The organism is Gimesia fumaroli, assembly GCF_007754425.1.
Lineage (GTDB): Bacteria > Planctomycetota > Planctomycetia > Planctomycetales > Planctomycetaceae > Gimesia > Gimesia fumaroli.
Map to the genome: position 1 here is coordinate 3372001 of NZ_CP037452.1, position 14091 is coordinate 3386091.

General features: G+C 50.0%; 11 protein-coding genes and 1 tRNA gene. 6 read left to right on the top strand and 6 right to left on the bottom strand.

Features of this window, described 5'->3' with window-relative positions:
- Positions 1 to 98: 98 nt before the first annotated feature.
- The gene (locus Enr17x_RS12770; RefSeq protein ID WP_145309268.1) at positions 99 to 377 is read right to left on the bottom strand and encodes a hypothetical protein; all 279 of its coding nucleotides are present in this window, start codon (positions 375 to 377) and stop codon (positions 99 to 101) included.
- A gap of 461 nt (positions 378 to 838) precedes the next feature.
- Between Enr17x_RS12770 and Enr17x_RS12775 the strand changes: the two genes are divergently transcribed.
- Entirely contained in the window at positions 839 to 1870 is a 1032-nt protein-coding gene (locus tag Enr17x_RS12775) for a hypothetical protein (RefSeq protein WP_145309270.1), read from the top strand.
- A gap of 15 nt (positions 1871 to 1885) precedes the next feature.
- Here the strand turns inward: Enr17x_RS12775 and Enr17x_RS12780 are convergent, their stop codons facing one another.
- The 4 genes from Enr17x_RS12780 to Enr17x_RS12795 all read right to left on the bottom strand — a co-directional run bounded on the left by Enr17x_RS12780 (position 1886) and on the right by Enr17x_RS12795 (position 5389).
- Positions 1886 to 3013 (bottom strand): M20 family metallopeptidase, encoded by a 1128-nt coding sequence (locus Enr17x_RS12780; protein ID WP_145309272.1) that lies wholly within the window; start codon positions 3011 to 3013, stop codon positions 1886 to 1888.
- A 21-nt stretch (positions 3014 to 3034) separates the two neighbouring features.
- Entirely contained in the window at positions 3035 to 3979 is a 945-nt protein-coding gene (locus Enr17x_RS12785) for a dienelactone hydrolase family protein (protein ID WP_145309274.1), read from the bottom strand.
- Positions 3980 to 4109: 130 nt separating this feature from the next.
- On the bottom strand, positions 4110 to 4400 hold the full coding sequence (locus tag Enr17x_RS12790) for a hypothetical protein (RefSeq protein WP_145309276.1): 291 nt from the start codon (positions 4398 to 4400) through the stop codon (positions 4110 to 4112).
- Between the two features lie 104 nt (positions 4401 to 4504).
- A complete protein-coding gene (locus tag Enr17x_RS12795; protein WP_232101041.1) occupies positions 4505 to 5389 on the bottom strand; it encodes a DUF1559 domain-containing protein in 885 nt (294 codons plus the stop codon).
- Between the two features lie 461 nt (positions 5390 to 5850).
- Between Enr17x_RS12795 and Enr17x_RS12800 the strand changes: the two genes are divergently transcribed.
- Complete coding sequence (locus Enr17x_RS12800) at positions 5851 to 6873, top strand: cytochrome c maturation protein CcmE (RefSeq protein WP_145309277.1); 1023 nt, start codon at positions 5851 to 5853, stop codon at positions 6871 to 6873.
- A gap of 14 nt (positions 6874 to 6887) precedes the next feature.
- Here the strand turns inward: Enr17x_RS12800 and Enr17x_RS12805 are convergent, their stop codons facing one another.
- Positions 6888 to 7838: a hypothetical protein gene (locus Enr17x_RS12805; protein WP_145309279.1), complete on the bottom strand. Its 951-nt coding sequence runs from the start codon at positions 7836 to 7838 to the stop codon at positions 6888 to 6890.
- Positions 7839 to 8296: 458 nt separating this feature from the next.
- On the opposite strand from Enr17x_RS12805, the gene Enr17x_RS12810 reads away from it, so the two are divergent.
- From Enr17x_RS12810 to hsdR, 4 genes are all read left to right on the top strand, one after another.
- Positions 8297 to 9697, top strand: a complete 1401-nt coding sequence (locus Enr17x_RS12810; protein ID WP_145309281.1) for a neutral/alkaline non-lysosomal ceramidase N-terminal domain-containing protein — start codon at positions 8297 to 8299, stop codon at positions 9695 to 9697.
- Between the two features lie 263 nt (positions 9698 to 9960).
- Positions 9961 to 10034: transfer RNA gene (locus Enr17x_RS12815), tRNA-Arg, on the top strand.
- A gap of 94 nt (positions 10035 to 10128) precedes the next feature.
- Positions 10129 to 10833 carry a hypothetical protein gene (locus Enr17x_RS12820; RefSeq protein WP_145309283.1) on the top strand — a complete coding sequence of 235 codons (705 nt, stop codon included), beginning with the start codon at positions 10129 to 10131 and terminating at the stop codon, positions 10831 to 10833.
- Positions 10834 to 11669: 836 nt separating this feature from the next.
- On the top strand, positions 11670 to 14072 hold the full coding sequence (gene hsdR, locus Enr17x_RS12825) for an EcoAI/FtnUII family type I restriction enzme subunit R (RefSeq protein WP_198001130.1): 2403 nt from the start codon (positions 11670 to 11672) through the stop codon (positions 14070 to 14072).
- Positions 14073 to 14091: the final 19 nt, after the last annotated feature.

Below are 14091 nucleotides of genomic sequence, written 5' to 3' on the forward strand. Positions count from 1 at the left end.
GTCAATATCACTGGTTAAAAATGATGTATCTCATCCCCGCAGAGTTAATGCTCTGCGGGTTTTTTTCTTTTACAGGCTATTTTTTTGTTTGGTCTATGCTATCGAATAATATCATCCAAAGAGGAGAGCGAGACGACTTCCGTTCGGGAAACAAGAATTCGTTTTCGATTGGCGGCGACGCCGTGCATACCCATTTCGTGGACGTATAACTCACGGGTCGTAGTTGTGTCCCGCAGATCATGGACGTCGGCATCTTCCAGAACCAGATAATGCTGGTCTTGTCCGATTAACGTACCGGCGATGACATACCGGCTGGACAGGTCAACCACGATCGTCTTTCCGATGAGTTCATCAAAATATTGGCAGGCATCACTCATGAAGGTATCCGCAATAAAATAAAAGGGGAATCGAACGCAGAGCAGGTGCACTCCAGAAAAACCAAGCCTATTCTGACTGGTTTTCAATAGAAAGCAACCGAAGGTAATCTGACCTTGCCAGAGGCCCAGTGGAAACCCGGGTTGACCCAAATGGAAAAATTGAATATGAGACGAGTCTCAAATCATCCTCTCGGTGCCTCTCAATAATTCGATTTCTGTGAAATAACTCTAAGTTCAGATGAGTCATTTGCTTAGGTGAGTTTCAAGCCCTATGGCTGAGGCTATCCTGTGCTTGTATTCATATCAGTCAGCGATTTCCAATGATGAATAATCTCTCTACAATCAGATCCCCCCTTCTGGTGAAGCTGCTCTCCCTTTGCGCGATAGTAATGGGCTTGGGGACGCCAACTTTCATTTCAGCTCAGGAGACGGCTCAAACCAGCAAAACCTCTGTGCTCTTGATGAGAACCGGCAGAATCCTTTCCGGAGAGATTGGCGAAAGTGCAGGCGGCTATTTTGTGAAAAACCCGGCTGGTAATATCCTGGTTCCTTATGACAGTGTACTGTTCGAAGCGAAGGACCTGCATGAGATTTATGTCAAACAACGGAATTCTATGAAATTTCCGACCGCGAATTCGCATATTGAACTGGCACGCTGGTGTGTTACGAACCGATTGTATGACGAAGCAAAAGTGGAATTACGTGATGCAATCCGATTGGAACCAAAGCGGTCGGAACCACAATTGATGTTACGCCGATTAACACAACCTTCCGCAAACAATCAGCCAACGGTCGAAGAAAAAATCAAAGAAGCCATTATCAAGAAGCAACTCTCGCAGTCGGAAGAGGCGACATCCTTAACAGGAATCTCACGCGAGCAATCGGCTCTCTTCGTGAGGAAAATTCAACCGATTCTATTAAACAAATGTGGGAATGCGAACTGCCATGGGAGTGCTGGAAAATCGGAGTTTCGTTTGACACAGGTGAGTCGTCGTTATGGTAATCATCGGGTTTATGCAGAGAAAAATCTGGCCGAGGTCTTGAAATGGATTGATCTGGATGAGGCAGCCCGCAGTCAATTACTGGTCAAACCAGAGCAGGAACATCCACAACAGGGAATGGTAGTTTTTTCCGGTTACGGTGGACGAAAGCAGAAGCAGCTCATTCAAAAGTGGGTTGGGGAAGTCGTAGCGGATCGTTTGAAGCAGGATCAGCTTCGTGCAGAACGTTTGACGCGCCGTGCACAACGTCGAAAAGGTCAGGCAAGAGAGAATCTGCTGGAGCAGGCAGCGGCGATTCAGACAAAGAACCCGGTACAGCAGGCTGCGATGGAAGTCGATCCCGCTCCTCTGAAAGGCGACATTTCTCTGATCAGCGGTTTTGAACCGAAAAATTTGTCAGACCAACAGATCAATGAACTGGTGAAGCCGAAGCCAGCAGATCCCTTTGACCCGGCGCTGTTTAATAATGCCGCTCTACCTGCAAAGCCTTGATCTCGCCTTAGTGTCTTAGCAGCACCAGTTTTCAATCAACTGAGAAAACTTTTCAGTCCCCTGCTCCAGTTGTTCGAGTTCGATGAATTCATCATGCGTATGCGCCTGTCCGATATCACCGGGGCCGAATACCACGATATTTTTCATCTCTGTGAACTGACTTCCGTCCGTCCCATAAGAAACCGTTCTGGCCTGTTCTTTACCGGCAATCTGCAGCACTTCTTTGACAAAGGGGGAACCCGGTTCGGTATAGACCGGCTGGCCACCGCACTTGAACTGGAATTCAATACCGCACTTTTCAGCCGCTTCGCGGGCGCGTGAGACCAGTTCTTCGGGATCTTGTCCCGGCATGGGGCGGAAGTAGACGGTGCAAATACTTTGAGGTGGCGTAATGTTGACGGCATTGGTCCGGTCATTGATGCCGATGTTCCAGCCATTGGTGGGAGGATCAAATTCGGCATTCTGCCAGCGGGGATCGGTCATGCATTCCTCGTACAGTTTTTTCATTTCAACGAGGAACGGAATCATGGCGAGGTTCGCATTGATACCGGTACTCAAGCTGGAATGGGCGGCCCGACCGTGTGAGATGGCCTGGAAGCCGTAGGTGCCTTTGTGCGCGTAGACCACGTTCAGCATGGTCGGCTCGCCGATGATGCCATGGGCTTCGCCGTCTACCATTTCTCGGTACATACTCGACTTTTCAGCGACGTTCCGGGCACCGTGATAGCCGACTTCTTCATCAGCGGTACAGGTAATATAGAGCGGGTGCTTCAAGTCGCGATCGACATACTGTTTGGCTGCTGCCAGCATGCAGGCGATCGAACCTTTCATATCACAACTGCCGCGGCCATAAAGCTTGTCGTCTTTCAGCGTGGGGGTGAAAGGACCGAATTCGTCTGTGAACCAGGGATCAGCGGGCACGACATCGGTGTGTGCGAAATAGGCCATGCCCCCCTGACCTTGTCCGCGGCGTCCGATGATGTTCGCTTTGCGAACACCTTTGGTATCGTCGTATTCCAGTCGTTCGATTTCGAATCCCAGGCTCTTCAGAGCCGCTTCGACATAATCGCTGACTGCCAGATTGGAAAGGTTACTGGTAGACTCAAACGCCACAAGTTCCTTCGTATAATTAAGTGCATCCATGAGAGAATTCCGAATTCGTATTTATGATTGTTGAGGCTTTAAATGGCGCTGGAAGTGGGATAAGGTTTTGTCCCACATGACGGGAGAGAGGACATGCCCTGATCCCTCTTCAATATAATAAGTGAAATTCTTTTCTGCATGCTTGGCGGCGTAGTTGTTTGCAATTATTTTGACACCATTCCGCACTTCGTCGATCGGGCTGCCTCCATCCAGTTCCCCGAAATTCATATGCAGCGGTCGCGGTGCAATCAAAGCGGCGATGTCGGGAGTGTCCCCGTATTCATAAATTCCCGGAATAAAATTGGGAAAACAGTGCAGCATGTGTTCGCGATGAATGCCTTTGTAAGTCGGCAGACAGCAGTTTCCGATCAGGCATTTGATGCGTGGTTCCCACGGGCCGACCAGCCAGGTGTGCGTGGAACCCATCGAATGACCATAGCAGCCGATGTTCTCGTCGAAGACTTCGGGGCGGCTTTGCAGAAAATCGATGGCCCGTTTCATGTCCAGGATATTTTTCCAGGCCATACATTTGCCCGCGACGACATACCGCAGAAACTCAAACCGCTCAAATTTTCCGGCTTTCAATTTTTCGGTCGGATCCTGGCGCTCTTCAAAACAGAGTGCATCGGGACAGAGCACGACAAATCCTTCTTTGGCGAGAGCAGCGCCCGTGTGATGCATCGGGTTGCCTGCCAGCCCCGCCGGTTCGCTTTTGCCCAGATGATACTGACCGGCATGCTGATGCCAGACCGCGACCGCCGGAGCAGGATGCGCGGGCGAAACCATATCGGGAATCAGCAGCATGGCCGGAATCGCATCGCCGGGCTCAGCTTCGTAAGTCAGCGATTCAATCCGGTAACCGTCTTTTTGAATCGTCTCACGGTGTTTGACATTCAGCGCCGGCGGCTCAGGCCATTCACCACCTAAACCTTGTAGCAGCTTCTTTTGAAAATCGGCGGGAGGCATGAGGAAGGCTCCTGTAAATAGTACGATACAGATTCAAGCGACCATGGTTCTTTCCTTTATAACGATATAAGGCTTGGCAATAAAGGAAATCAGGCTGAATGAACGATGTATTGGCTCTATTTGATTTGCCTTATTTTTTTATTGTCTCCAACACTTGCGCCGCCTGCTTCTTCACATCCTCTGGATCAGAAATTTCCTGAAAGCTCTGGACGGCGACCGCCTGTTGCATGTGGCCGGCGTTTTCTAAACCGACGGTCAAGTCCTGCAGGACGTCATCATATTTGCCGGTCTCGGCGATTTTCTGGAGTGTGGGAACCAACTGGGCTTCGGTAAGGCCGGGACTGACTTCCGGTGCGGCGGGAGTACTGTTGCTACAGCCGATGAGTGTGAGTGTCAGTAAACAGAGTGCAATCAATTTCATGAGAGTGAATTCAGTCTTTGGGGAGGAGAATCAGGAAAGAATCAGCTGCGTCGTTTGTCAAAGTCGACGCAACTGGTTGAACAGGTTCGGAATGGATGAGTCGATTATGGTAGTTCTACGACATTACCATCTGCGATGTATCCCAGATCGCGATAGGTTGTGAGATCAATGTTTTCACTGAGGAAGCGGACGGCACCATCACCCATCAGGAAGTGGCAGCCTCCGGTGTGTGAACTGGTGAAGTTCCAGGAGCCGGCAGTTCCGTTGATTCCATAATAAGCTGACGCAGAGGTGATCGCGTTTTGTGTGTAATAAGCACCATCGGAATAGTTGCCAATCCAGATCGTACCGTTTTTTGTGCCTTCGGTTCCCCGCTCGCCGATGATGATCGTATTGCTGAGCCCGTCGCGGTAATCGCGGAATCGAACATTGGAGTTATCATAAAATGAACCGGTTGGTCTGGTGGAGCCGGAACTTCTGTATGTATTTCCCGCGACACCGGTGTAATTGGATTTTCCATAATTGCCAACGTCCGAGTTGATGCCGCCCATTGGATCGGAGGGGCAGATGTAGGCTTTCAGAACGACTTTCGAATAGGGAGTGGGCACGGTTGCACTGGCGGTGGTCATCTCGCTGATGGTGGTCCAGTTGTTATCCAGCGCGCCGACTTCGGCAATCGAATTATAGAGGGCACTTTGCTCGATGTAGGGCAGAATGAATGTTCCCCAACCGAGCAGATTGTGGTTTGTGACATTGGCGGTCGGGTCGTCGTCCAGGTAACCGGGAGGCAGCGTGTTATGTACATCGTGGTAGTTGTGCATGGCAATGCCGATCTGTTTGATGTTGTTTTTACAGGAACTGCGGCGGGCGGCTTCTCTGGCCTGTTGCACTGCAGGCAGCAGGAGCGCGATCAGAATCGCAATGATGGCGATGACGACCAGTAGTTCGATCAGAGTAAATCCGTTTCTTCTTCGATGTTTAAACAGCACGAGTTTCTCTCCCTGGAGGATTGATTATTAAAAGTGAGGACATTTCGGCGGGTGAAACGAGTTCTCATTTCACGAAACTGACACAGCACAGGCTGGAGGAAGACATCAAACACATGCATCAAACCGGAAGGTTGAAGTTGTTTTGAGTCAAGTTGAGGTGCCTTTTATCAGGCTTGTTTAAAAATTGTATTGTCGAAATATTAATTGTTGGCGAAGGCGTGTTTGATCTCTCTGAAATAGGAGACGTATCATACTATTAAGCTTGGTAAGAGGGCTGGCAGGACTTTATGCGAACTCGGTTTTTCAAGAGCGAAAACCATCGCACTCAGACGTGGCATTGAGTACCTTCTATGCAAACGAATTATTTGCCAACAGATTTGAACCATCGGGCGTTATTGAGCGTTGTGAAAGAGTCCACCTAAACATATTAGCTAAGTTGCACCCTTAAATGAGTGAGCAGGATGACGATTAAAGTAAGCTGCGGGATGTGCGGAAAGAACTATAAAGCCCCTGATAAAGCGGCAGGCAAGCGGCTGCGCTGCAAGGAGTGTGGAGAAAGTATCAAAATCCCTGAGCCGGAAGTTGAATATGGTGATGACGACGACGGCTTCTCCAACCTGCTTGCTGATGCGGTCGAACTGGAATCCAAATCGAAAACCATTCGTCGGCCCGTTCGCAAGCCAATGGTCAAAGCGGAAAAATATCAGGGCGACGAAGATGGCCCCGTGACGCGTAAAAAGGAAAATAACTACACGAAAGATCTGATGGAGACGTTTCTGTTTCCGCTGGATCCCGCCAACATGTTTACATTTGTGATGATTTGGGTTCTGCTCTGTATGCGTGATCTGATTCTCCCCTACGGAGGACGCCTCGGATTTATGGGCTACATCATCATCCTGGGGTGGTATAGCAATTATCGTTTCAGCGTCATTTATGAAGCGACCTCGGGGCGAAAAGAGCTGCCTGAACTGGCTCCCGAAGAAGGCTACGTGATCCCCATGCTGAAATGGGCCGGCACCTGGCTGCTCGTGCATCTGCCTGCATTTCTCTATATGGGCGTCGTGATCTATTTATTATTCAGTAATCTGGGTGACGAGGCGGTGCCCTTTCTGACTCCGGAAGAAATTGTAGAAGCGATGCCCTTCTTTCACTTGGGGGTCTTCGTGTTTCTCTATTGTCTCGGCCTGTTTTTCTGGCCGATTCTCGCATTATGCGTGGCGGTGGGAGGCTTCGAGACCGTTTTCCGAATCGACTTGATGCTGCTGACGATCTGGCGCTCCAAAGTTGCCTATTTCTTTACAGCGGGCGGAATGTTTTTGACATCCGTCGTCTATACCTTTACTGCCATCGTGGCACTTCAATTGGGATTTTTCGGGATCATTATTATGATGGCGATCGTGCTTTACATGGAAATTGTGGCGCTGCGCATGATCGGTCTGTACTACCACCATTTCAAAAAGCGTTTTGCCTGGCACTGGGGTTAGCCGATCGAGGCGCTTTACTTCTCGTGAATGGTTTTCACAACCTGGTCAAAGGCCGGACGCATTTTGTCAAACAGGCCTTCATCACACAGGCAGATCAAATTGAACTGCACGCGGCCCGTGAGGAATGTCACGCGTAATCCTTTTTGTTTGCCGCCGAGAAAGCTTTTGGTCGTAAAAATCGAACTGCACGTATCCCCCATTTTGCTTTTGAACAACTGAAAGTTGCCGATCTCTTCGTAGTTCGGGTAATCATCAGAAAATTTTTGCTCCATCAAACGATGAATATCCACGACGGGAGGCTCGATTTCATCTTCCGCACCCTGCGACATTGCCAGTCCCGCTCCTCCCAGCGCAGACCCCGTCATGTTTCCGCGAACGGAAATCGTCGTGCTTTCATCTGGAGAAATAAACTTCGCCCAGCTTTGAACGCCCCCCTGCCCGCCCCCGCTTTTCTCGGTCCAGCCTTCGGGATATTCACAGCCAAAATCGCCGACTTCAGGTTCAAATTTGACAAATTTTGCCGGTACGACCGCCTTGTCATTGGCGGCACCTCCCGGATTCAGAGCGCTCCCTTTGGAAAAGATGAAGTAAGCCAGCCCCACCATCAGGCACATCCCCAAAACACTGCCTCCAATCAGCAAAGGAAGCGGCAATTTCGGATCGCCGTCCTTAGATGATTTCTTCTTGCTCGAAGACTCTTCCGGCTTACTTTTTGTGCTGGAACCGCCTTTGCGTTTTCGTAAACGGCGGGCGCGAATCTGTGAAGAATCGTAGGCATCATCGAAGTCAGATTCGAAATCCGCTGATGGTTTTTTGCGAGACGTTTTTGATTTTTTCGGGCCGTCTGCTTTGAGTACGAAAGGACTTTCACAATTTCGGCAGTTGATTTTTTTGCCCAGCATTTTTTCGCTTTTGAGTTTGACTCGTTTCTGGCAGTGGGGGCATGTGGCGGTGACTTCTGGCACGATTGCAACCTCTCCTTAAGCAATTTATTTCAGGCACTTCAATTCGCCCCGACAGTAAAAAACTGCCGCTTTGACTGGACCATTTCGATTGTCAGTAAAAAAAGACGGTAAGTAATACTGATATACAGAACAAGAAGGGATTTCAAGATCTGTTAAAGATAATCAAATGTGAATTTTGGATGATTATAAATCGCATTTCAAAAAAATAAAGCAGACAAATACAGGCCAGCAACAGGTCATGTCAGTAACAAAGCTCATCGATTTGTGAGTGTGACTCACTGGCGCGACGACACCACATCGATGGGCTTTGTTATTTCTTACAGTGACTCATATTCCACAGTCACTTGGGAACCGGAAACAAGCTGGTTCACATCGGCAGACATTTATGTCATAATCAAAGTAATGATCCCTTTAAGGTCGTCTTGTCAAGAACTGTGTCTGACTGCCAGGAGACTCCGATGCTTCCGTTACTGCAAAAAAATGTGTTCTGCTGTGTGTTGGTTTTTATTTTCGGGTTGGGACTTGGCTCTCAACCTCAACTGCAAGCCGCCGATACTTCTTGTTCGTTTGGCTTTGCGAAAACAGATATCACGCCGGAAGAACCCCTGCGACTGTCGGGGTATGGAAACCGTGCCGAAGTCTACGAAGGCATCGATGAGCCGCTTTACATTCGCGCGATTGCCATTCAAACGCCGGATCAAAAAATCTGTTCGCTGGTGTCCCTCGATTCGATCGGCTTTGCCGCTTCGTTTATAGACCGTATCGCGCAGCAGCTCAAACAGAAGTATGGCATGAACCGCGATCAACTGATGGTATGCAGCACGCACTCGCATACCTCTCCCCAGCCGGTTGAAGGCTTGTCGAATATCTTTTCCACACCCATGACCCAAGCAGAACAACAGGCAGCACAGAAATACTGGAACCGTGTCGAAGCACACGTTGTCAAAACGGTGGGTGACGCGATTCAAGACCTGCAGCCGGGAACCTTGTCGCTCGTTACGGGGAAAGTCGGCTTTGCACAGAATCGGCGTGTATTGAAGGACGGAAAGTGGACCGGCTTTGGTGTGAATCCGGATGGTCCCGTCGATCATAGTCTGCCGGTTCTCAAGATAACCGACGAAGCCGGGAAATTGCGTGGCCTGATCTTCAACTATGCCTGTCACTGCACAACATTCGGCAGCGATTACAATCGGCTGAATGGTGACTGGGCGGGCTATGCTGCCAAATACATCGAAGAACAGAACGGCGATATTGTCGCCGTCTGTACGATTGGCTGTGGCGCGGATCAAAATCCCATCCGAGGCAAAAAAGACGTCGCGAAAGATCTGGCGGTTGGTCACGGACGCGCCATTGCCCTGGAAGTCAATCGGCTTCTGAAACAGCCGGCCCAGAAACTGACGGCGGAACTGAAGACCGCATTTGGCTTTGCCAACCTGCCCATTGATGCGCCTCTGGAAAGTGCGTTGAAACAGGCCTTGGAGCATCCGCGCCCTCAGGTCAGACAGCATGCGAAAAATATGCTGGCGATTATTAAAACAGCCGGTGAGCTTCCACGCACCTACCCGGCTCCGGTTCAGGTCTGGAAATTCGGGAACCAGCTCACCATGGTCTTCCTCGGCGGCGAAGTCGTCGTCGACTATGCATTGCGGCTCAAGAAAGAAGTGAAGAGTGAAAATGTCTGGGTGACCGCGTATGCCAACGATGTCTTTGGCTATGTCGCCTCCGAACGCATGCGGGATGAAGGCGGCTATGAGTATGACTTCTCCATGATCTACTACAACCAGCCAGGCCCATGGGCCAAAGGGACCGAAGAACTGTTGATTCATCGCATTCACCAACTGGTAAAACAGGCCCGTTAACAGTCTGTTTGGGTTGATTGATCGCATCCAGTCATCGTTCGTGTTCCCGCGAAAGGGATCAGTTCGAGCCGCCCCAGTCCCGGATTTTGCGCGATTTCCTAATGAAGAGTCGCATGATGTCCAGTTTTTTTGAAATCCGCCCCTGCAATCGGCGTTGTAAGTATTGAGAATGAAAGCACTTTCCAGTTAAAATCACGCACCAGTTCAAGAAGGCTCCCAAGGGCGAACTGAATCCGCCTCAAATGGGTCATAAACAAACACAAGCGCCCGTAGCTCAGCTGGATAGAGCAACGGACTTCTAATCCGTAGGTCAGTGGTTCGAATCCACTCGGGCGTATTTTTTCTGCTTACCTCTTCTGCTCTGCTACTGTTGACGCGTTTTGCCCATGTGGTACTGAATCGATAATAAGGCACTTAAGCAGAGGTATGGAATGGATTTCCGCTACGTCACAGTACCTGTCTCTTTCGTCTTATTGTGTACTTGTTTTTCCAGTTGTTCCCGTGGAATCACGACCGGCTCCTCCAGGCCGACCGACGAATTACCCGAGCTGACAGAGACGTCCGAGATCCCCGCTGAATGGTTCCGCGAGCCCGTGATTGCCGTTTTTCAAACTCGTTTTGCATCATATAATCGCGATCTGTTTCAACCCGAAATTACCTTTGCCGTCTGGGACGATGGCACGTTTTTGCTCAAAGAAAATCGAAACTATCGCACCGGCTCGCTTTCTGATGAATCGATGTCCTTCGTCAACCACTTCAGAAACAACGCCGAATATCAGTCCTGTTTATCGCAGCCACTGCCCGCCTATCCGCATTCCTATCTCTACAGCACAATCCTGTCGACGGCAAACAGCAAGTATAAAGCCGAATCCTCTTTCAGGCTCACCGGCCCCGAAAATCTCGATGACATAAGCGACTTTCTAAGCTTCACCGAGGGGCGTGGCGGTGAACATCTTCTCGAACTCCGTAAAATGAACAACACCCTCTACGAGCATTTGAAACAGAGCACCACCTCTGCGACCGTGCTCTCGCTTTCTGAAGCAAGTATCAGTGAGATCAGCAGAAAATGGATGCTCGGCCCGCGGTATCTCAGCCCTGAAGAGATCAACGAAATTATGAACAGCCCCCTCGAATGATCACAGTCCACAAATAAGACTCCTTTCCACTTTTTCTATGCTGAACTTCCACAACCGACCAGTGCACAAACCGGACTTGACTGCCTCACGCCGATCGGCATGATCTCTAGTTATGCGTCGCGCGCGAGAACAGTACTGGTTCAGGTAGAGAACCGGCACCGCTGCGAAAACCAGCACCATAAAAGTCCCTTGTTTCAGCCACATTGAAAAAAAATACCCCCAAAAAGTTATGCGGGTCGACACATACCAACGCATAACGGCCCCATAACAACCCGCCCCGCCACTCACCCGGCACCTCCCGACGCACTTCTCCACAGAACCATTCCCATATTCCCTTGACCGGCAGCCGCCATTCACAACAATCCATTTCACAATCATGATACGTTCTCCTGTAGGAGCGAACCCATGTGTTCGCCCACCTCACGACATACAAATACTGACAACAGATCAAACGGAACCAGTAAAAAAGTGAGCGGAACGGCCCTAGCCGCCGGTGTTGTTCCATCTCATCAGCCGCAGGGCCTTCGCCCCGGTTTCTATTTTGTGTAACACCAGTGCGAATAAAAAAAACGCACCCCGGCCACCGATAGAAACCAGTTCCAGGAAAACAACCCCCGGCAAACAAATCCTACCAGATATCACCAGCAACAACTTAGATGAACTTTCCGCACCAGTTTCCGTCTCTGAAATCAGTCGTATCTCCCGTGTTCAGAACCACATAGCTCACATTCTTCTCCTATCTGCCTTTTGTTTAGTTTTGAATCAGGGTATGCTGGTTGAAAATCAGTATATAGGGTTTGTTGGTCGCTCAGGCCATCGCTTCAGAAGCTGCTAACATGACAATCAACAAGAAATCACTCAGCGAACGCGATATCTGTTCCAAATACATTACGCCTTCACTCACCCAGGCCGGTTGGGATCTGCAGACACAGGTGCGGGAAGAGGTTTCATTTACTGACGGGCAGATCATCGTCAAAGGGAAAACCGTCAAACGGGGCAAGCCCAAGCGAGCCGATTATATTCTCTATTACCGTTCCAACATTCCGCTGGCAGTCATCGAAGCGAAAGACAATAACCATTCCGTGGGCGACGGAATGCAGCAGGCATTAGCTTATGCCGATGATGACAGTGCCCTCTCCCTCCCGTTTGTGTTCAGCAGTAATGGCGATGCCTTTCTGTTTCACGACAAAACGGTGAAAACAGGTGACGTCGAACAGGAACTTTCCCTCGATCAGTTCCCTTCACCCGATGAACTCTGGGAACGCTACTGTCGCTGGAAAGGCTTTAAAGAGACCGCTCTGGAAGTGGTCACCCAGGATTTCTATTCGGATGGCAGTGGAAAGGAACCCCGTTATTATCAGGTCAACGCCATCAATCGCACCATTGAAGGCATCGCACAGGGGAAACGCCGTTTGTTGCTGGTGATGGCAACGGGAACCGGAAAAACTTATACCGCGTTTCAAATCATCTGGAGACTCTGGAAAGCCCAGCAGTGCAAGCGTGTGCTCTTCCTGGCAGATCGTAATATTCTGGTCGACCAGACGAAAAACAACGATTTCAAGCCGTTTGGCAAGGCCATGCATAAGATCGTCAAACGGACTGCCGACCCCGCATATGAAATCTATCTGGCCCTGTATCAGGCACTGACCGGGACGGAAGATGATAAGAACATCTACAAGGAGTTCTCACCCGATTTCTTCGATCTGATTGTGATTGATGAATGCCATCGGGGCAGCGCCAAAGAAGACAGCCAGTGGCGGGAGATTCTGGAATACTTCGATTCCGCCATTCACATCGGACTGACGGCGACACCCAAAGAAACCAAGTATGTTTCGAACATTCATTATTTCGGCGATCCAATCTACACCTACACTCTGAAACAGGGGATCCAGGACGGCTTTCTGGCTCCCTACCGCGTGGTTCGGCTCGATTTTGATAAGGATCTGGCAGGCTGGCGCCCGGAAGAAGGTAAGACGGATAAGTTCGGTCACGAAATCGAGGACCGCATCTACAACCAGAAAGACTTTGACCGGAATCTGGTGCTGGAAAAACGGACCGAACTGGTTGCCAGAAGTATTACCGAATTCCTCAAAGGGACCAGCCGCTACGATAAGGTGATCGTCTTTTGTGACAATATCGACCACGCCGAACGGATGCGGCAGGCGCTGGTCAATCAGAATGCCGACATGGTGCAGGAGAACCGGAAATATGTGATGCGGATCACAGGCGATAACGATGAAGGGAAAGCGGAGCTGGAAAACTTCATTGACCCGGAAAGCCGTTACCCTGTGATCGCGACGACCTCCAAGCTGATGACCACAGGCGTCGATGCCAAGACGACGAAACTGGTGGTCCTGGACAGTCGGATTCAATCGATGACCGAGTTCAAACAGATCATTGGCCGCGGAACCCGTATTAATCCTGATTATGACAAATACTTTTTCACAATCATGGATTTTAAAAAGGCAACCGAACTGTTTGCCGACGAAGATTTTGACGGGCCGCCGATCTGCATCTATGAACCGGGAGCCGACGAGTCCCCCGTTCCACCAGAGGATTTGGATGAGACGATAGAAGACGAATCACTGGCGGAAGAATTCGCAGAGGGAGAGACTCTGGTTGATGGAACGACTCCGCCCGACATTGATCTCGATACAAGCCCGGTGAAACCGCGGCGGTATTATGTCAAAGATGTGGAAGTGAGCGTCGTCGCCGAGCGGGTGCAGTATTTTGATCCGCATTCGGGGAAACTGATCACGGAATCTCTCAAAGATTATACAAAGAAGCGGGTCGGTGAAGAGTATTCCACCTTGACCGACTTTATTCAGCAGTGGACAACCGCAGAGCGAAAACAGGCCATCATTGAAGAACTCGAAGAGCATGGTATCCTGTTTGATGCACTGGCGGATGAGGTCGGCAAAGATTTCGGTCCCTTTGATTTAATTTGCCACGTTGCCTTCGATCAGCCCCCGCTCACCCGGAAAGAACGCTCGGAAAATGTGCGCAAGCAGAACTATTTTACCGAGTATGGCGAACAGGCGCGGCTGGTGCTGGAGGCGCTGCTCGATAAATACGCGGATGAAGGCATCAGCAATCTGGAAGATATCAGTGTGCTGAATGTCGACCCCTTCAGCCAGTGGGGGACGCCTGTGGAAATTATCCAGGCGTTTGGCGGGAAATCCCAGTTTCTGGAAGCCGTTAATAAATTGAAAAACATGCTGTATGACGCAGCCACTTAAGCAGATGTAAGAAAGCGAC

Bases quoted from the DNA above. Each gene is read 5' to 3' on its own strand.
- Enr17x_RS12770 (WP_145309268.1), bottom strand. From the start codon at position 377: ATGAGTGATGCCTGCCAATATTTTGATGAACTCATCGGAAAGACGATC.
- Enr17x_RS12775 (WP_145309270.1), top strand. From the start codon at position 839: ATGAGAACCGGCAGAATCCTTTCCGGAGAGATTGGCGAAAGTGCAGGC.
- Enr17x_RS12780 (WP_145309272.1), bottom strand. From the start codon at position 3,013: ATGGATGCACTTAATTATACGAAGGAACTTGTGGCGTTTGAGTCTACC.
- Enr17x_RS12785 (WP_145309274.1), bottom strand. From the start codon at position 3,979: ATGCCTCCCGCCGATTTTCAAAAGAAGCTGCTACAAGGTTTAGGTGGT.
- Enr17x_RS12790 (WP_145309276.1), bottom strand. From the start codon at position 4,400: ATGAAATTGATTGCACTCTGTTTACTGACACTCACACTCATCGGCTGT.
- Enr17x_RS12800 (WP_145309277.1), top strand. From the start codon at position 5,851: ATGACGATTAAAGTAAGCTGCGGGATGTGCGGAAAGAACTATAAAGCC.
- Enr17x_RS12810 (WP_145309281.1), top strand. From the start codon at position 8,297: ATGCTTCCGTTACTGCAAAAAAATGTGTTCTGCTGTGTGTTGGTTTTT.
- Enr17x_RS12820 (WP_145309283.1), top strand. From the start codon at position 10,129: ATGGATTTCCGCTACGTCACAGTACCTGTCTCTTTCGTCTTATTGTGT.
- hsdR (WP_198001130.1), top strand. From the start codon at position 11,670: ATGACAATCAACAAGAAATCACTCAGCGAACGCGATATCTGTTCCAAA.